The 17,445-nt window shown below is 69.8% G+C and carries 19 protein-coding genes; 6 read left to right on the top strand and 13 right to left on the bottom strand.

Translation table 11 applies throughout. The features are described 5' to 3' along the window. Positions 1-34: 34 nt before the first annotated feature. The 4 genes from ABZX22_RS14390 to ABZX22_RS14405 all read right to left on the bottom strand — a co-directional run bounded on the left by ABZX22_RS14390 (position 35) and on the right by ABZX22_RS14405 (position 4,693). On the bottom strand, positions 35-1,600 hold the full coding sequence (locus tag ABZX22_RS14390) for a serine hydrolase domain-containing protein (protein ID WP_354908464.1): 1,566 nt from the start codon (positions 1,598-1,600) through the stop codon (positions 35-37). Positions 1,601-2,044: 444 nt separating this feature from the next. Beyond that, positions 2,045-3,034, bottom strand: coding sequence for an MFS transporter (locus tag ABZX22_RS14395; protein ID WP_354908466.1), 990 nt, complete (start codon positions 3,032-3,034; stop codon positions 2,045-2,047). A gap of 386 nt (positions 3,035-3,420) precedes the next feature. Beyond that, positions 3,421-3,786, bottom strand: a complete 366-nt coding sequence (locus tag ABZX22_RS14400) for a darcynin family protein (protein ID WP_354908468.1) — start codon at positions 3,784-3,786, stop codon at positions 3,421-3,423. Then, positions 3,776-4,693 carry an NAD(P)H-binding protein gene (locus ABZX22_RS14405; protein ID WP_354908470.1) on the bottom strand — a complete coding sequence of 306 codons (918 nt, stop codon included), beginning with the start codon at positions 4,691-4,693 and terminating at the stop codon, positions 3,776-3,778. Before ABZX22_RS14405 ends, ABZX22_RS14400 begins: the two co-directional genes overlap by 11 nt. A gap of 115 nt (positions 4,694-4,808) precedes the next feature. On the opposite strand from ABZX22_RS14405, the gene ABZX22_RS14410 reads away from it, so the two are divergent. Then, the gene (locus ABZX22_RS14410; RefSeq protein ID WP_354908472.1) at positions 4,809-5,750 is read left to right on the top strand and encodes a LysR family transcriptional regulator; all 942 of its coding nucleotides are present in this window, start codon (positions 4,809-4,811) and stop codon (positions 5,748-5,750) included. Between the two features lie 204 nt (positions 5,751-5,954). Here ABZX22_RS14410 and ABZX22_RS14415 read toward each other — a convergent pair whose 3' ends face one another. The 6 genes from ABZX22_RS14415 to lanL all read right to left on the bottom strand — a co-directional run bounded on the left by ABZX22_RS14415 (position 5,955) and on the right by lanL (position 12,504). Then, positions 5,955-7,640, bottom strand: a complete 1,686-nt coding sequence (locus ABZX22_RS14415; RefSeq protein WP_354908475.1) for an ABC transporter ATP-binding protein — start codon at positions 7,638-7,640, stop codon at positions 5,955-5,957. Further along, complete coding sequence (locus ABZX22_RS14420; RefSeq protein ID WP_354908478.1) at positions 7,637-9,313, bottom strand: ABC transporter ATP-binding protein; 1,677 nt, start codon at positions 9,311-9,313, stop codon at positions 7,637-7,639. Before ABZX22_RS14420 ends, ABZX22_RS14415 begins: the two co-directional genes overlap by 4 nt. A 76-nt stretch (positions 9,314-9,389) precedes the next feature. Then, positions 9,390-9,515, bottom strand: a complete 126-nt coding sequence (locus ABZX22_RS14425; RefSeq protein ID WP_354908481.1) for a hypothetical protein — start codon at positions 9,513-9,515, stop codon at positions 9,390-9,392. 36 nt (positions 9,516-9,551) lie between these two features. After that, positions 9,552-9,677 (bottom strand): hypothetical protein, encoded by a 126-nt coding sequence (locus ABZX22_RS14430; protein ID WP_354908483.1) that lies wholly within the window; start codon positions 9,675-9,677, stop codon positions 9,552-9,554. Between the two features lie 22 nt (positions 9,678-9,699). Further along, the gene (locus tag ABZX22_RS14435) at positions 9,700-9,828 is read right to left on the bottom strand and encodes a hypothetical protein (RefSeq protein WP_354908484.1); all 129 of its coding nucleotides are present in this window, start codon (positions 9,826-9,828) and stop codon (positions 9,700-9,702) included. Between the two features lie 54 nt (positions 9,829-9,882). Further along, a complete protein-coding gene (lanL, locus tag ABZX22_RS14440) occupies positions 9,883-12,504 on the bottom strand; it encodes a class IV lanthionine synthetase LanL (protein WP_354908486.1) in 2,622 nt (873 codons plus the stop codon). A gap of 513 nt (positions 12,505-13,017) precedes the next feature. On the opposite strand from lanL, the gene ABZX22_RS14445 reads away from it, so the two are divergent. Continuing rightward, positions 13,018-13,155, top strand: a complete 138-nt coding sequence (locus ABZX22_RS14445; protein WP_354908489.1) for a hypothetical protein — start codon at positions 13,018-13,020, stop codon at positions 13,153-13,155. A gap of 698 nt (positions 13,156-13,853) precedes the next feature. Here ABZX22_RS14445 and ABZX22_RS14450 read toward each other — a convergent pair. The 3 genes from ABZX22_RS14450 to ABZX22_RS14460 form a co-directional block, all read right to left on the bottom strand. Then, the gene (locus ABZX22_RS14450; RefSeq protein WP_354908490.1) at positions 13,854-14,276 is read right to left on the bottom strand and encodes a hypothetical protein; all 423 of its coding nucleotides are present in this window, start codon (positions 14,274-14,276) and stop codon (positions 13,854-13,856) included. After that, entirely contained in the window at positions 14,273-15,103 is an 831-nt protein-coding gene (locus tag ABZX22_RS14455) for an IS5 family transposase (RefSeq protein WP_354908493.1), read from the bottom strand. The genes ABZX22_RS14450 and ABZX22_RS14455 overlap by 4 nt, the downstream gene beginning before the upstream one ends. 347 nt (positions 15,104-15,450) lie before the next feature. Next, positions 15,451-15,741, bottom strand: coding sequence for a hypothetical protein (locus ABZX22_RS14460; protein WP_354908495.1), 291 nt, complete (start codon positions 15,739-15,741; stop codon positions 15,451-15,453). A gap of 107 nt (positions 15,742-15,848) precedes the next feature. Here ABZX22_RS14460 and ABZX22_RS14465 point away from each other — a divergent pair, with 107 nt between their 5' ends. Genes ABZX22_RS14465 through ABZX22_RS14480 form a run of 4 tightly spaced genes read left to right on the top strand, consistent with a single transcriptional unit; the run spans position 15,849 to position 17,402 of the window. Continuing rightward, positions 15,849-16,196, top strand: coding sequence for a hypothetical protein (locus tag ABZX22_RS14465; protein WP_354908498.1), 348 nt, complete (start codon positions 15,849-15,851; stop codon positions 16,194-16,196). A gap of 11 nt (positions 16,197-16,207) precedes the next feature. Continuing rightward, a complete protein-coding gene (locus ABZX22_RS14470; protein WP_354908500.1) occupies positions 16,208-16,564 on the top strand; it encodes a rhodanese-like domain-containing protein in 357 nt (118 codons plus the stop codon). Next, complete coding sequence (locus ABZX22_RS14475) at positions 16,561-17,022, top strand: MerR family transcriptional regulator (protein ID WP_354908503.1); 462 nt, start codon at positions 16,561-16,563, stop codon at positions 17,020-17,022. The genes ABZX22_RS14470 and ABZX22_RS14475 overlap by 4 nt, the downstream gene beginning before the upstream one ends. A gap of 5 nt (positions 17,023-17,027) precedes the next feature. After that, positions 17,028-17,402 carry a hypothetical protein gene (locus ABZX22_RS14480; protein WP_354908505.1) on the top strand — a complete coding sequence of 125 codons (375 nt, stop codon included), beginning with the start codon at positions 17,028-17,030 and terminating at the stop codon, positions 17,400-17,402. The last annotated feature ends 43 nt before the right edge of the window (positions 17,403-17,445 follow it).

The raw sequence follows: 17,445 nt of genomic DNA on the forward strand, positions 1-17,445 counted from the left end.
GGGGCGACCCGCGAGGCGTACAGGCCACAGGGGTTCAGCCCGTCGGCTGGGCCGGATCGGCCTGCCCGCCACAGAACACCTCGTTGACGAGCCTCTGTCGGGCGTTCTGGAACGCTGTTGCCACGGACAGGTCGGCGTCGTCCACACAGTTCAGCGCGGCGGTCAGGGTCTTGCTGCCGTCGGGCGTGCTGTACATCAGCGTCGCGTAGCCGGCCATGCCGCCGTTGTGGGTGATGACGGTGCCGCCGCGGTCCGTTTGCTGTACGAACACCCCCAAGCCGTAACCCATGTCCGGAATGACCGTGGGGTACGGCGCGCACATCTCGGCCAGCAGCTCGGCCGGCAGGAGCTTGCCGCCCATCAGCGCGGAGATGAACGTGTGCAGGTCCCGGGTGGTCGAGATCATGTCGCCGCCGGTGGAGATCCAGGAGGGGTTGTGGCGGGTGACGTCGACCGTCTGCTGCCGGCCGGCGTCCTCGTACCTGTAGTAGGCGTGGGCGTGCGGCTCGGGGATCTCCGGCGAGGCGTCCGGCACCACGGTGCCCGACAGCCCGAGCGGCCCCAGGATCAGCCGCTGCATCTCCTCGGCGAGCGAGCGGCCGGTGACCTTCTCGATCAGCAGCCTGGCCAGCACGTAGTTGGTGTTGGAGTAGCTCCAGCCCGTGCCCGGCTCGAACCGCGCCGGCTTGGACAACGCCAGCCGTACCAGCTCCTCCGGCTGGTAGGTCTTGAACCGGTTGTCCGCCCACTCGTTGCCCGTGGTGCTGTAGGGGATGGGGATCCCCGGCGCGACCGTCCCGTCGTCGTAGACCTCGCCGCTGAAGTTGAACACCCCGCTGGTGTGCTGCAACAGCATCCGCACCGTGATCCGCCGGTCCAGCGCGAACTCGGGCAGATAGTCGGCCGCCGGGATGTCCAGCCCGAGCTTGCCCTCGGCCACCAGTCGCAGCACCAGGGTCGCGGTGAAGGTCTTGGTGTTGCTGCCGATCCGGACGTGTCCGTTGATCGGCGGCTTGGCGGTCCCGCCCAGCTCGGCCACCCCGGCGCTGCCGACCCACTCCCCTCGCTCGTCGTGCACGCGCAGCGACACCCCGACGAAACCGGAGTCGACGATCTCTTCAATCGCCTTCTGCAGCTCCGGACGATCCTGCCCGGCAGCCGCCTCCTGTACGGCCTTGCTGTCGGCAGCGGCTGCCCTGGCGGCGTCGAGGGCTTCGGTGATCTTGCGGGCCATCTCGGCCGTAGTGGGGCTCGGCCGGCCCTGGTGAACCTGGGCGGTTTCGACAGCGACGAGGACGGTGCTGCGGAAGTTGTCGGCCTCGGCCGGATCCTGCTTCTTCAGCAGGTTCATGGCCGCGGTCAGGGCCGGCAGCACGCGGTCGGCGATCTCGGCCACGGATTTGCCGCCCAGGTCCTTGCCTTTGGGGTACTCGGCGAGCACATGCCCGACCAGGCCGGTGGCCGAGCCTAGTGCGATGCTGCCGTTGGTCGCGATCGTGTGGGGCTTGCCGGCGGCACCGGCGGCGGCCATCAGCGACACGGCGCCGTACGCGGCGGTCCGCAGGATGCTCTTGTCCTGATCGGAAAGGGTGATCGTCATGGTGGTTTGCTCCGTCGAATCTGTTGTGTCTGGGTCGGCGTCGTGCCGCTGCGGCGAGCTTGCACCTTGACCCAAGGTCAACCTCAACCGTGACCTGGCTCACAACGGCGGGTGCATCTCGCACGGGTTCGGTGGTGTTCCGTAAGGCGCCCAACGGAACACCATCCGGGTGGCGCAGTCCCCAGGTCAGGGTGGGGGTCAGAGTGTGGCGGAACGAAACAGTGGCACCGAAGGCATTCGCCGGTGAGGCCTTGGCGTACGTTCCCGTTCCATCGCACTCGGTGGATGCAGGACCGTCTCCGGGTTGAGCCGAACGATGCGGGTGGCGCTCTCAGGAGGGGGCGTTGACCAGCTCGATCTCGACGGTCAGCAACCCGCCGGCGAGGAAGGTGTCCCGTACATCGGCGAGCGGCAGGACCAGTCCCCCAAGCGCGGCACCCGCCGCTATCCCGGCGTTGTAGGCGCCGGAGTTCGCCGCCAGGGCGATGTCCGTGCGATGTCCGTGCGGCCCGGCGCGCAGTGCAGCATCGCGTTCTGCGTGGTCATGAACACCGGCCCGAGTGCACCGCCCATCAGCATCAGAAACACCACCGCCGCCACCGGATGAGCGCCGAACGCGTACAGGGCGAGCATGCCCACCGCCTGCGTGGCCACCGCGGCGGCCAGCGCGGTCTGCGGAAAGCGGTCCAGGAACGCCCCGGTGATGCTCACCCCGGCCAGACACGCGACGCCGAAAACCACGAACAGGGCGCTCACCGCGCGCGGGGAGAAGCCGCTCACGTCGCCAAGGAACGTGACGATGTAGGTGTATCCCGTGAACGCCCCGGTGGCGGACAAGGTCCCGGCCGCCGGCACCGTCCTGAACCGCCGCACGTCGGGACTGCTCGCGTAGGCGGCGGGCTCTTCTTCCGGACGCGAAGTCGGCAGCAGAACGGAGACCGTCACCAGACAGACGAGCCCCAGAGCCGCCAGCGTGGCGATGGGTACCTGCCAGTTGCTCTGCTGGCCCAGCCAGCTCCCAGCGGGAACGCCAAGCACGAGGGCGAGCGAACCAGCCACGGACAGCGCCCCGACCACACGCCCCCGGACCTTGGGCGCGAACAGGCCCACCGCGACCGGCCCCATCACGGCCCAGAACAGCGCCTGGGCGAGCGCGGTCAGCAGTCGCGCGCCGAGGAGAAGCCAGTACGAGGTGGCCAGCGCCGCAATGAGACTGGACACCACAAGCGCGGCCAGCAGTCCCGTGAGCACGTGACGTCGGGGCACGGCCCGCACGACATGGGCAATCGGCACAGATGCGATGGCCACCGTCACGCCGTAACCGGTGACCAGGAGACCGACCGCCGACAGGGACACCCGTAGGTCTTCGGAGATGAGCTCCAGGAGGCCAACCGGCAGGTTCTCCGCGGTGTTGAAGGTGAGGGCGGCCAGCATCAGGGCCCCCCGAGTACCGCCAGCCTGTGCCATGGAGCCGGTTGCCGCGTGATCGTAGTGTCTGTTCCTGTCCTCGCGCGTTGTACTTGCTCAGTGGCACCGTCCATGCGGGGACCTCACCAGGCGCACAAGTCCCGCCGCAACGGGATTCACCCTCGGAATTCTCGCGGCGAGTATCAGAGCCGTCGCGAGTTCACGTCTCCGCGATTCGCGACGGTTTGAGATCAAGACAATCTCTGAACAGTGGCTACGCCGTCCTGCGGCCCGTTTCTGCCGCATTCCGGTGGCACCCGTACGGAGGTGTTTTGAGGGGCCGTCTGCTCAGCTGAACTGCCGGCCGGTGCTTCCGCAGGGCGGTGGAGGCACCGGCCGGTCAGGGAGGAGCGTCAGGTGGTGAGGGTGGCCACCGGCTCCAGGTCGTAGGTGCGGGCGTAGCCGTTCTCGGTGCCCACGAGCAGGTCCACCACGTCGAAGTAGCGGTCCCAGAAGGGGGTCTCGCGCAGCGCGTCGATCAGCAGCCGGTAGGCGTCGTGGTCGTCCGCCTCCCAGACCCAGATGTCGGTGACCCGCGCCGAGTAGAACTCCGTGTCGTAGAAGCGGGAGCGGACGCCGCGGGTGCGGGCCTCGATCACCGGGACGACGTGGGTGGTGAAGGCCTGGACGCGTTCGGCCACGGTCATCGCCAGCCACTCGGGCGTTGTCTTGACCAGCATGAACGCGGTGACCGGCGGCTCGGTTCGGTCAGTGGGCATCGACTGCCTCCGGCGTGGCGAGGACGGCGGGCTTGAGAGTCTGCGCGCACCACTGCGCGAATCCGGTGGCCGGGCCCGCCTGCGGTGAGCGGTCGACGCCCGAGTCCAGGCCCTGATCTTTGGCGCGCTTCATGTCGACGATGCCCTCGACGAACGCCTCGTTGAGGCCGTAGCCGAGCAGGGTGGACCGCAACTCGTCGAGCGACTGGCGCTGGTAGCGGACCGGACGGCCCAGCTCCTCGGTCATGATGCGGGCCAGGTCGTTGGGCGACAGGTCCTGCGGGCCGAGCACCGGAACACTGCCGACGCCGGTCCAGGAGCGGTCCAGCAGCAACCCGGCCGCCGCCGCGGCGATGTCGGCGACGGCCACCAGCGGGGCCGGACGATCCGCGGCGACGGTGTCGGTGAAGACGCCGTTCTCGCGGATCGAGTCGGCCTCCTCCAGCAGGTTCTCGAAGAAGGACGGGCTGGTCAGGGCGCGGTAGGCGACGCCGGAGCCGGCGATCAGGTCGTCCATGGCCAGGGAGGCGGTGACCAGCCCGGCCTGGGCGGCCTGCGGGGTGCCACGGCCGAGCGCCGAGACGCCGACGACATGGCCGACGCCGTGGGCGGCGAACGCCCGCGCGGCCGGGCGGGTGAAGCCGCTGAACGCCTCGTCTGGCGTGGCCGAGGCGTCCGGCGGTACCAGCCAGAAAACGGCGTCGGCCCCGGTGAAGGCGCGCTCGACGGTCGCGGCGTCGCCGTGCGAGCCGGTGACCACCTCGACCCGTCCGCGCACGGCCTCGGGAAGCCGGGCAGGATCGCGGACCACGACGCGCAACTCCTCTCCGCGTGCGGGCGCGGCCTCGACCAGCAGCGACAGCAGCAGCCGGCCGATGTTCCCGGTGGGGGCGGTAATGACGATCATGAAAACCTCGCGGTGTGTGTCGGATCGGTACAGCCTCTTGATCGTGCAGACCCGGCCTGCATTGCCACAATGGGAACTTCAGCATCCAATCATTGCCCGAAACGGAATCATGCAGGTGAGCAGCCCAGCCCCGAACCTCGACGCCAACCTCGCCGTCGCCCTCGACGCCCTGCTGACCGAGCAGAGCGTCACCCGTGCCGCCGCGCGGCTGCAGACCTCCCCCGCGGCGATGAGCCGCACCCTGGCCCGGCTGCGCCGGGTGCTCCAGGACCCGCTACTGGTGCGGGCAGGACAGGCCATGGTGCCTACACCCCGAGCCGAGGCGCTGCGGGACGAGGCCGCCGCGGTGGTGCGCCGGCTGGAGTCATTGCTCACCCCGAGCGGCGGGATCGACCCCGCCGCGCTTCGGCGCACCTTCACCGTCCAGACCTCGGACCTGGTCGGCGCGGCGCTGGCGCCGGGTCTGCTCGGGCTGGCCCGGCGCCGGGCGCCGGGCGTCTCGCTGCGGGTGCTGGCCGAGGAGTGGGAGGCGGGCCCCGCGCTGCGCGAGGGCCGAGTCGATCTGGAGATCGGGGCCATCGACCACGTCGACCCGGAGACCCGGGTCGAGGAGCTGGTCACGCTGCGGATGGCGGCCGGCGTCAGGGCCGGGCACCCGCTCGCCGAAGGAACCCTGACGCCCGCCAGGCTGGCCGCGGCCGAGCACGTGGCGGTCAGCCGCCGGGGACGCTTCACCGGCCCGCTTGACGCGGCCTTGGCCGAGCAAGGGCACAGCCGGCGGGTCAGCGCCGTTCTGCCCGGACATCTGGCGGCGATGGCGCTGGCCGCAGTCGGCGACGTGGTCTGCCTGGTGCCGACCGCGCTGCCGGGCGAGCCCCCTTCACCACTCGGCGACGCGGCACACGCGCTGGGACTGCGCCTTCTCGAAATCCCGCTGCCGCTGCCACCACTGACGATCGGCATGGCCTGGCACCCGCGCCACACCGCCGACGGGGCCCACCAGTGGCTGCGTGGCGCCGTGCGCCGGGTACTCCGTCCGGCCCGTGTCGTGGCGTAGCCGGCGGGGCGGGCAAGAGGCGTCAAGGGGGAGGCTGCCCTCCTCGGTGACCGGCTCGATGGAGGGGGCGCATGAGCCCGGTGGACAGTGCCTCGGCGACGTCGTCCAGCGTCATCGGGGCAGCGGCATTCCCCGCTGCCATGTGGTGGCGAAGAAGGTGTCGTCGGGAATCAGCAGCGGCAATACCTGTTCCGTTTGTGAGTGTCAATTAACGGATGTGTTCCAGTAGCGCAGCAGCCGGGCGTAGCAGGGGGAGGCTGTGCGCAGCTCTTCATGGGTGCCCCACTGCACCTGCGCGTCGTCAATGACGATGACCATGTCGGCGCGCAGTGCCGAGCTGAGGCGATGGGCTATGACGATGAGCGTTCCGCCGCGCTTGGCGAAGGCGTCTTCGGCTTGCTCCTCGGCCGCTGTGTCGAGATGGTTGGTGGCCTCGTCGAGGATGACCATGCGGGCGGCGCTCGCATGGGCTCGGGTCAGCGCGATGAGCTGCCGCTCCCCCTCCGACAGCCGGATCGGCTCAAGGGCTGCGTCCAGACCGCCAAGCCGTTCGATGAGCGCGGCGGCGCCCACAGCCTCGGCCGACCGCGTCAGCGTGGTGGTGCTCGCCTGCGGCGCCAGATAGGCCAGGTTCTCCCGGACCGTTCCGGTGAAGATGTAGGCGTCCTGCGGCACCAGGGTGATCGCCTGGGACAGCTCGGCGCCATCGAGGCGTTGTATGGGCTGCTCGCCGAGCAGAACCGCGCCGGCGCTGGGCCGCGACAGACCGCACATGAGCCGGGCCAGGGTCGACTTTCCGACACCGCTCGGCCCGACGATGGCGACGTGACGGCCGAAGGGCACCGTGACGCTCAGATCACAGACGATGGGCTCGGCGACACGACCGTAGGTGAAGGCAATCCGCTCCAGCCGCAGATCCGGTTCAGCTGGTACGGCGACGCCACGGCATGAGGTGACCTCGTCGACGCGGGTCGCCTCGCGCAGGCGGCGCACGGTGATGAGCAGGGGCAGGCCGACGGAGTTGGCGTTCTGGACCGTGGCGCGCAGCATGGGCAGCAGATGGGCGAAGATGTAGGTCGCCACGCCCAGCAGCACGCCCGTCTGCATCCCGCCGGTGGCGTGCTGCCAGGCCGCCAACCCCACCAGGGCCAGCAGGGGCAGGTAGCCGCCGATGGCGAGAACGGCGGCGCGCACCGTGCCGCTCCTGGACAGGCCCCGAGTGGCGCCGGCCAGCCGTTCGACGGCCGCGTACATCCGTTCGGCCGCGAGCGGCTGCGCCCCGCAGGCGAGGATGTCGCGCAGCCCTAGCAGGAGCGCGGTGGACTCCTGCGCGACCTCCTCGTTGGCCGTGATCGTCGCCGCCTGCCGGGCCGCCAGAGTCCGCAGCGAGGCGATGAGCAGTAACAAGGCGGCGGTCACCGGGACCGCCGTGGCCAGGGCCAGCACGGGCTTGAGCGCGGTCAGGCCGATCAGGACCGCGCCCGTGATGAGGACCGTGTCCCTGACCGCGAGAACGGCTGCCCCGGTCAAGGCGCACACCGCATCCACCTGCGAGGTGATCTGGGCGATCGCCGAGTGCCGGGTCCTGCCCGGTTCACGCACCGCCTTGCTCACGGTCGCGCGGACGACGCGGCGGACCAGGTCTACCCGGATCGGCTCGACAAGATCGGCAAGCCGTTCGTTGATCCGCCGGGCCGTGATGGCGCGCACGGCGAGAGCCGCGCCGAGGGCGGCGATCCACACCAGCCCGACGTCCCGGCGTCCGGCCAGGAAGCCGCGATCCAGCGCCATGGTGACGCAGATTCCCGACAGCAGGACGGGCAGGCTGTCGAGCGCGGACCAGGCCAAGAGGGCAGCGGTGTTCCGGTTGCGCAGAAACGGGCCGATCATGCTCTGTCCTCCGGCGTCCTGAACAGCTGCCGGTAGTGGGCCTCGGCCCACAGGTCACGGTGCGTGCCGACGGCGTGGATCGTGCCGTCCTGTAGCCAGACGACCAGGTCGGCCGCTGCCGCGGCAGCGGGGCGGTGGGCGATGACCAGGCGGGTCTTGCCGGCGAAGGCGGTTCGCAGCGCGTCCGACACCGCGGCTTCTGTCGCGGTGTCGAGGCTGGAGGTGGCCTCGTCGAGGATGACGATGGGGCTGTCGTGAACAATGGCGCGGGCGACGCCGAGGCGTTGGGTTTCCCCGGCGGAAAGCGCCAGCCCTGTCAGCGGCGTGGCGTAGCCGTCCGGTAGGCGCCGGATGAATCCCGCCGCGCAGGCGGCCTCGGCCGCACGCGCGATCTGGGCGGGGCTTGCCTGCGGTCGTCCCAGCGCCAAGGCCTGGCCGATGGTGTCGCCGACCAGCTCCGGCTGCTCGAAGGCATAGGCGGCGTCACCGGGCAGGACGGGCTGTCCGAGAAAGGTGACACTTCCCTCATCCGGTACGAGCAGCCCTCCGGCGACTCGGGCGAGCGCCGACTTGCCCGACCCGGACCGGCCCACGATCGCGACCGTGCTGCCCACGGGCACGGCGAGATCGAGGCCGTCGAGCACCCGGCGGCCCTCGTCCAGCACGATGATCCCGCTGAGGAGGAGTGCCTGTGGTGCGGTGGTGAGCGGCGTGCGGAACTGCGGCCGGGCAGTGTCGAGCACCTGTGAGATACGGTCTGCGGCGCCGCGCACATGGCTGAGGTAGGTCACCGCGGAGAGCTGATGCACCGCGTTGATGCCCAGCGTGACGTAGGCGACGGCCGCGACCATGTCGCCGGGCTGCAGCCATCCGGCGGCGATCCCGAGACCGGTCAGCGCCAGCATGGCGACTTGGGCGGCCGCGGTCAGCAGGCTCAGAGCCTGGCCGACGCTCCCCTGTGTGCGCCAGTTCGCGCGGCCTGCCGCGGTCAGCTCAGGCAGTGAGGCGAGGATGCGGTCGACCTCTCTGGCCTGGGTGCCGCTGGCCTCGATCGTCCGTGCGCCGGTGAGCGTCTCGCTGAGTCTGGCCGAGATGCGCCCCTGCGCGCTCTGGTAGTCGGCCGAGGTCCTGCCGACCGCCTTCGTCCCCCGGCGCAGGACATACATCGCACCGGCTGCGGCGGCAAGGAAGACAAGCGCGCCGAAGGGGACCACCAGCCACAACGCGATGGCCGCGCCGGCCGCGGTGACGGCGGTGAGAGCTACCGTGACCGCGGTGAAGGAGCCGTCGGCGGCGGCCGACGCCCCGCCCACCATCCTGGCCGCCAGATCTCCCGCGGCCCAGCGCCGGGTGACCGGCAGGCCTACGGCGAGTATGTGATCGACCATGCTGCGCCGCAGCCAGGCCCCTGATCTGGCGACCGAGGCGTTCTTGGTGGAACTCGTCACGACGGTGGCACACAGGTCGAGGGCGGCCAGGCAGGCCAGTTGCACGATCGCAGGCGCGGGGCTGCCGCCTCGCGCTATCGCATCGACGATGGAGCTGAGCGTGGCGGGCAGCGCCAGGGCGACGATGATCCCTGTTGCCGCCGCGATCGCGAAGACGGCCGTGTCGCGGCGGGCGGCCCGTGCCGATCCCCAAAGCAGGCGCCGGGTTCCTGTTGAACCGATCATTGATTTCCCGAATCGAGCGCTGGTTATGCGCGAAGGCGCGGGCCTGGGCCCGCGCCTTCGCTGGATCACGCAGGGATCAGATGGTCCACGGGCGGCTACCGTTGATGAGGGTAGCGGTGACGCAGGGACGCTGTCCGTGCGCGGACGACCCCTGCTCCTGCGGGAGACGCTGCAGGGCTTCCAGCTTGATGTCGTTGCTCATCGTTTCTCCTATGAAGTAGCTGTTAGGAAGTAGCTGTTAGATGGTGTGCGGGCGGCTGCTGTTGAGGATGGTGGCGCTGCCGCAGGGACGCTGTCCGTGCGCGGACGACGCCTGCTCCTGCGGGAGACGCTGCAGGGCTTCCAGCTTGATGTCGTTGCTCATCGTTTCTCCTATGAAGCAGCTGTTAGATGGTGTGCGGGCGGCTGCTGTCGGACACGCAGGCCCAGTTGATGCACGCCTCCCGGGCGTCGGTCGAAGGCCCCTGCTCGTCTCGCATCCGCTGCGGAGCGGTCAGAGTCTGGGGAGCGGTCATAGTGGTTCCACCTCCTTCCGGTGGGAGAAGGATCGGCACGGCTGTCGCCGTGGGTCAGTGAGGCCCGTCCGGCATGAACGGGCGCGCTCCCCCGTGTCGCAGGCGAAGAAGGAAGCTCAGGGATCCGGCGAGTCCGCCGGCGTAGCCGGCGCTCACCTGACGGCCGGAGGCGTCCCCGATCAGGTGGCGTCCATCTCGTTCGACGGAGCGTACGGCCAGCCCGGTGGCGTGTTCACCGGCCCACGCGCGGTACTTCTCCTCCTCCAGGACGTCGGCGAGATCGAGGAGGAAGTGTCCCTCCGCCGCCAGCCCGTGGCACGCCCCCGGACAGGAACGCGCGGTGTCTTCTCGCACGGCGACGGCGGCTTTTCGCGCGAGATCGAGATAGACGTCCCGGCCGGTGGCACGCCACAGGCGCAGGAGAAAGGTTCCGATGCCGGAGGAACCGTGGCACCAGTTGGGCAGGCGCCGATCTTGGCGGTCCAGCCGGTCGCTCCACCAGGCCGCCTCGCCGTCGATCTGGGCGGTGGTCACGAGCAGGTCGGCCGCGGCGACGGCGGTCTCCAGATAGTCGGGCCGGTTCCAGGCCGCCGCGGCCGCGACGAGAAAGGCCCCGACTCCCGCGTTGCCGTGCGCGAACCCCAGATAGGAGCCCTTCTCCAGTTCCGAGGCGACATCGACCGTGAGCGGCCAGCAGACCGCATCCTTGATCGGCTGGGCCGACTCGACCAGGCCGTCGGCGAGGATCTGGCCACGGTGCGAGAGCTCGGCCTGACCCGTTCTTCGCCACAGGTGGACCAACGCCAGTCCGCCGCCGGCCAGGCCGTGCACCACATCGGGAATGGGCCAGCGCATGGGCAGGCGGCGCGCGAGCCGTAGCGCTCTGTCGGCGACCCGCTGGTCACCGACGACGGTGGCCACCTCCCACGCGGTCCAGGCGACGCCCGCGTGACCCACGTACAGGCCGGGGATGACGCGCGAGACCGTGTCCAGGTAGCGATCGAGCCAGCGACAGCCGTGGCGCATCGCCTCCAGCAGCCGCCCTTGGTCCACTTCCACCTGATCGCGCACAGCCCAGGCGGCGGCGAGAGCGGACAGGCCGCCGCCGGCTCCCCACTGCACGAGAGCGGGGTCGGCGTGGTCCAGCCCGGGTTCGGCCGGCCACAGCCACGACTCGCGCGGGGCCATCGTGTCCAGCAGATGCTCCAGCGAGGAGCGAATCATCGCGTCGGCATCGGGAGTCGAAATGGCCGACGCCGGAGCATCCCGCGCCGCGGACGCGTTCAGGAAGCGGCGTGCACGGTTCAAGGACCAGCGCGCTGCGGGATCGTCCTTCATGAGCCCGCAGATCAACGGAGCGAGAAGGCCCGCGGAGGGATGCCACGACGCCGCCTGCTTCAGCCAAGCCGCCATCCGGCCGTCTGTCGGACGGTCATCGGCGACCAGGAGGGGATCTTGCCGCAACGCGGCGAACGCCAGCACCGCGCCCAGGCCGAACAGGTCCCCGGCCTGGTCAGCGGGAGGTGGAACCTCACCCGCGGTCTCCGGAGCGGCGTAACCGGGCGTGCCGAGCCGCACCGCCTCACTGCCTGCTACGGTCGCCGCCTCCAGATCGATGAGACGCAGCTCCCCCGCGTCACTGAGCAGCACGTTGGCGGGAGTCAGATCGCGGATCACCACACCCGCACGGTGGATCTCGGCCACCAGCTCGACAGCGGCGTGAGCCACCTCGACCACACGTTCGTCCGGCAGCCGCCCGCCCTTGGCCCCCGCCACCCAGTCCTGGAGTGATCGCCAGGGGATCTCTTCCTCGACGAGGAAAAGGTGATCCTCCAGCTCGAACATCTCCACGAACCGTGGGACGAGTCCCGACGGAGTCAGCCTGGTGAGCATCTCGGCTTCGTTGCGAAGCAGGTCGCGCACGTCGCCGTGAACGTTGACATCGATGTGCGGACGGCCCTGCTTGATGATCACTCGCTGACCGGTGTCCTCGGCGACCGCCCGGAAGACGCCACCTTTGTTGGAATGCCGGATGGCCCCGGTGACGCGATAGCGACCGATCAACGGCTCGATGTCGGCCACGACCTCCTCCCGCGCCACCACCGGATCCCGCGCCCACGGCGGAGGCGCGAACCACGCCACCCGGAGGTCCGGAACCAGCGACCCGTCCGGAGCGACGAGCATGTCGCGATGGACGCCGTTGTCGCCGAGCATGCGCACGCTGGCGAACGAGCCGTAGCGGTACTGCACGATGCCATCGCGGTACCGGCGATCGGAAAGGATCTGCGGCCCGGGCAGCCCTCTGGTCGCCTGATGAAGGACCTCAAGAAGACGGACGAACTGCTCGTCGTCGTCCGGGTACGCCGTGATGAACTTCCCGCTGAACGCGCGATCGTTCTCCCTCGACAACGACCGGGCGAGCCGGTCAGGAGAGACCACGAACTTGAACGGGCACGATTCTCCGACCAGCACTCCGGCCGCGGCCTCCAGCACTGCCACCGCGTTGTCGGCCCGCGCGGACACGTGGATTTTCCAGCCCTGCAGCCGATTCAGGTGGCCGGAGGGCTCGACCTGGCACCAGTAATCGCCCCCTATCACCTCCCAATCACGACGTCCCGCTCCGACCAGAGCCTTTTCGACGATCCGCCCGTACTCCGAGGACTGCAATTCCCTCATCGCCTCCACCTTCGCGCCCGCTGATCAGCGGCACGTCGACGAAGCTAGGGACCGTCAATTGACGTGTGATGGACGATCCGACGATGGAAAGTAAATGCTTACACGAGCCGTGCGCGACCTCGGTCTCGGTCAGGCAGTCGAGACCATCCAGGCGCTGGGCGCACACGGGAGATGAACCGGCTCGGCGGGCGTAAGGTGCCCGCCGGGGGCGCCGGCCGGCTCGTGCCCGCGAAGCATGCCGACTATCTGACCCAGGCCATCACTGCGGCCGCCCGTCGGCTGAACGACGCTCGCGGGCGGCCAAGCGTGCGAAGCCGCCCGTGAGATCAACATTCGTCCGTGAACCGGCAGAGCTGTTTCATAAGCGACCGTTATCTTGAGCCGCTGATCGTTGCGGAGCCTCTGACCTGGGCGGCCTCGTTGGAGACGGTGTCCGCAACGAGGCCTCAGTCGGTCTGAGGAGCGCCGGTCAGCAGGGGCCGATCGTTACCGAAGAGCGGCTCGCGGGAGCCGGTGCAGGAGCGATGGGATGGCCTGGGCGCGATCGGTGGTGAACTGATCTGCTGTGTCGGGACGCCGACCGCGCGGATGGCGCTGACCTGGCGGGCCCACCTGCTCAGCGACGAACTCGAACACCCGCCGGCGGAATGAGCCTACCCAGGACCGTGATCCGGCGTCGATCGCGCCGCAATCTCGTCGATCGACGCATCGGGTGACCTCAGCGATCGCAAAAAGGTCGGGAGAGCACGAGATCGGCGTCCACTCGGCGCAACCCGTCGAAACCCCAGGTGTTGACGCCCTCCAGGTCGACTGTCCGCGCTCTGCGACATCCTCTCCTGCACCCCGGCCGACCTGGTCGCCACCACCGCCGAGAACGCCGGCGTCCGCAAGACCGCCACCAGCGACCTGCCACCCCGCCCGCCGGAATCGAGAAGCTCCGGCCACGGCGGGCGCGCATCCTCCCCGACGCATGACCCGCACCTACGCAAACGAGAAGCAGCACGAGCGGTGGCACGCCGAGTGCTGCCGCTGCGGTCCCAAATCCGGACGTTGGCCGGACGGCTACATCTGCCGGCCCTGCGCCGATCGCTCGCTCCGAACCCGGGGCACCTGTCCCGAATGCGGCCAGGCCCGCGCGCTTCCTGGACGTCGAAGCTGCGACGGCGCCGCAATCTGCGCCACCTGCGCGGGCTTCTCCCAGACATTCAACTGCTCCCGCTGCGCCGCGAGCAGGCCAGCCCTGCCGCCCCGACCATTTGTCTGCGCTTCTCAGAGGGCGGTTCGCGAGTTGACGTCCTTTTCGTCGCTGGGGTTGGGTGAGGCGCGCTGGTCGGAGAGTCGCTGCCGGGCTATGGGCGCGGCTGAGTGAACAATCCCGGTTCGGTCTCGACGAGGATGCCGCGGCTGACCAGGCGTTTGAGTTTGGAACGGATGTTTTCGGTGTTCTTCGACACAATGGGCAGGTCCAGAGCCTCGCACAGGTCGCGAGCGCGCAGGGGGCCGCCGACGTCGGCGAAGACGGCCAGAATCTGCTGGTAGGCGGGGTGGTCTGGCAGCGCGGGAGGCGGTGCGACCGGTTCTGCGTCGTCCTCGTCAGCGAGCGAGAGAAGGGTCGTGCGGGTGATCCGTAGATGATCGATCGCCTCGTCGAGTTCGCGCAGGTTGCGGAGAGTTCGTCGATCCGGGCCTGTGTCTGCTCGGCCTCGCGGGCCAGGAGCGCCTCGCGCGTCGATCTTGTCCAGCAGCGGCCTGCTCAGCTCGTGGCCGGTCATACGCTGCGCCAGGATGAGGTGAAGGCGCTGGTCAGCCGCCTGGCCATCACGTCGCTCATCGCCCAGTACACGCGCGATTCGGAGCTGGCGGGGCGGTGCTCGTAGTCGCGGACCAGGCGACGATGCAGGGCGAGGATGCCATAGGTCTGCTCGACGACCCATCGCTTGGGCTGGGGGACGAATCCCTTGCCGGCAGGGTTGCGTTCGACGATCTCCACGTCGATGCCGAGCGTGGCGCCGTGGGCGACGACCGCGTTCTTGAATCCCTGGTCGACCAGCGCCGTGCGCACGGTGTCGGTCTGGGCGGCGACCCGGTCCAGCAGCGCGATTCCGGCGGCGTTCTCGTGTGCGGAGGCGGCCAACACCACCACCGCGATGACCAGGCCCAGCATGTCCACGGTCAGGCCGCGCTTGCGCCCGGGCACCCGCTTACCCGCGTCCTTGCCCGTCGTGGATGCCGGTACCCCGGCCGCCGCGTGCACACTCTGGGTGTCCAACACGACCAGGCTCGGGTCGGCTAATCGGCCCCGTTTCTCCCGCGCGTGCCAGCGCAGCAGGTCATGGATCGTCTGGTCGGTACCGTCGTCGCGCCACTTGGCGAAGTAGTCGTACACCGCGCTGCGGGGCGGCAGGTCGTGCGGCAGGAAGTCCCACTGACAGCCGGTCCGGCCCTGGTAGAGGATCGCGTTGACGCTCTCCCTCATCGCGTAGCCACCCTGGTGGCCGCTGACCGACGGGTGCGCGGCCTTCCACGCCGTGATCACCGGCTCAATCAACGCCCACCGGTCGTCGGATAAGTCGCTCGGGTACGGCTTGCGCTCGCTCACCCGGCCATCCCAGCACACCCAAGCCCGCCGACCGGCCGTAACGCCGCAGATCCACCCGATCACGCTGCGACAGTTCGGGCATCAACTCGCGAACCGCCCTCTCAGAGAGATCGGCATCCCAGCGGCCGCGGGCCGCGGCGCCGCCGTCCGGCAGCAACTCCTGGAGATGCCTGCCCCTGTCGTCGCCGACGCCCTCGGCTACCACGACAAGACCACCGCCCGGCTCCTTCGGGAAGGCGCTGGAGCATGGAGCCGCTACGCCGCAGGAGATCACGGAACGTCACCATCAACCCCTACCGGAATGACGACTCGCGAGAGTTGAACAGGCGAGCCAGCAAACCGCCTGCTCAGGGAAGATCCGAGCGCTGTCGTTGGCCACGAAGTTTCTCCAGCGCGGCCGCGACCTCACGAACCTGCTCAGGCTGCCGGGTGCACCAATCGGAGACATCGTTGAACCATCGGTTCCAGACGAAGCCGACAGCATCAGCAGTGATCTCGTCTCCACCGCAGACGAGAGTGGCGAGATCACCCACCTCGGGGTCATATTCGTCCTCAGGAGCCCCCATGCCCAACAGACCCTCGGGGTCGTACCGATTGATCAATGCACGGACTGCGGCGGCTACCTGATCACCAGTCATGACTCCAGCATGCCCCAGTAGGCCTTCGGGGAGGACCGGACCGGATTTTGGCGCTACGCCACCAGGGGCTTGCATTAGGTACCTAGGTACAGGTTTACCGTCGAGGTATGACACAGAACGTTGCCCTTGACCTGGGATGGGCCCCTTCCGCCTGCACGCTGCCTACCGCTGAGCAGCCACTGCGCGTGGTCGAGTTCGACACCTTGTTCGCCGAGGCGGTGCAGGGCGTGGCACGGCCCGACCACACCCGGCTGCGGCTGGAGCTCGTCTTCAGCCCGGACAACGCCGCCCGTACGGCAGAGCTGGCCGCCCGGGAGAACGGCTGCTGCTCCTTCTTCACCTTCACCCTCGCCATCGCCGACGGCAGCCTGGCGCTGGAGGTGACGGTGCCGGCGCAGCACGTCGAGGTGCTGGATGCGCTGGAGGGCCGGGCGGTCGCTGCGGTCGCCCGTTGAGTCCGGAGACGATGGTGAACCGCATCAACCGCGAGGACCTGCTCGTACTCTTGGAGGCCGGGACCGTGCAACTGGTGGAGGCGCTGCCGGCCGCCGCCTTCGCCGCCGAGCACCTGCCCGGTGCCCGCAACGTGCCCGGCCAGGTGTCAGCCGAGCTGGCTGCGCAGGTCGCCCCTGATCGGGGGGCCACGGTGGTGGTCTACTGCTCGGGCCCGTACTGCAACCGTTCAAAGATCGCCGCTGCTGCGTTCGCCCGGCTCGGCTACGCCGACGTGCGCGTCTACGCCGGAGGCAAGGCCGACTGGGCCGAGGCCGGGCTGGCCTTCGACGGCAGCCGCGCGAGCGTCGGGGCGGGGCGGCCGGCGTGAGACAGCACATCGAGCTCCAGGACTCAGGCAGGCCATACTTGCGCAGCGGGCAGGTGGCCGCGCAGGCCGGCGTCAACCTGCAGACGCTGCGCTACTACGAGCGGCGCGGGCTGATCGCCGAACCGGCGCGCAGCCCGGGCGGGCACCGCGCCTACCCACCCGAGACCGTCACCCTGCTGACGGTGATCAAAGCGGCGCAGCGGCTCGGCTTCACCCTGGAGGAGGTGGCCGAGCTGATCGACACCGGCCGGCGCGGTCACCCCACCCCGGACCTGCGCGAGCGCGCCCAGGAAAAGATCGCCGAGGTGGACGCGCGGATCGCCGACCTGACCACCATCCGGAGCGCGCTCAGCGCGGTGGTCAGCGCCGGTTGCGACAGCCTGACCAACTGCACCTGCCCTGACTGCCCGCTGCCGTTTGCCGACCTGGCCACGAGCCGTACCCCCGAGGAGAACTGACCGCTGTGAGCGCCCACCATGACCATCGCGCCTCCGCCGGGCCCGTCCCGGTGACCCTTTCTGCTCCCGGCCGACAGCCTGGAGCGGCGGGCGACCCGGACACCGACGGCGGCGGGCCACCGCTACGCAGCAAGGTCACCGCGGCCCTGGCCGTACTGGCGTGCGCCGCCTGCTGCGCGTTGCCGGTGCTGATCGGCGCCGGACTGCTCACGGGCGCCGGCGCCGCGCTGGCCGAACAGACGCTGCTGGCCACCTCCGGGCTACTGGTCGCCGCCGCGGCGGGCATGTGGTGGCTGCACCGCCGTCGCGTCTCGCGCGGGGTCGGCGGGTCCGCCGCGGCCGGAAGCTGCGGATGCGGCCGGAACAGTTGCGGATGCTGAACACCCGCCACGCTGCACCAGCCCCGGCGGCCCGGCGACGAGC

Source organism: Nonomuraea sp. NPDC003804, assembly GCF_040610675.1.
Classification (GTDB): Bacteria; Actinomycetota; Actinomycetes; order Streptosporangiales; family Streptosporangiaceae; genus Nonomuraea.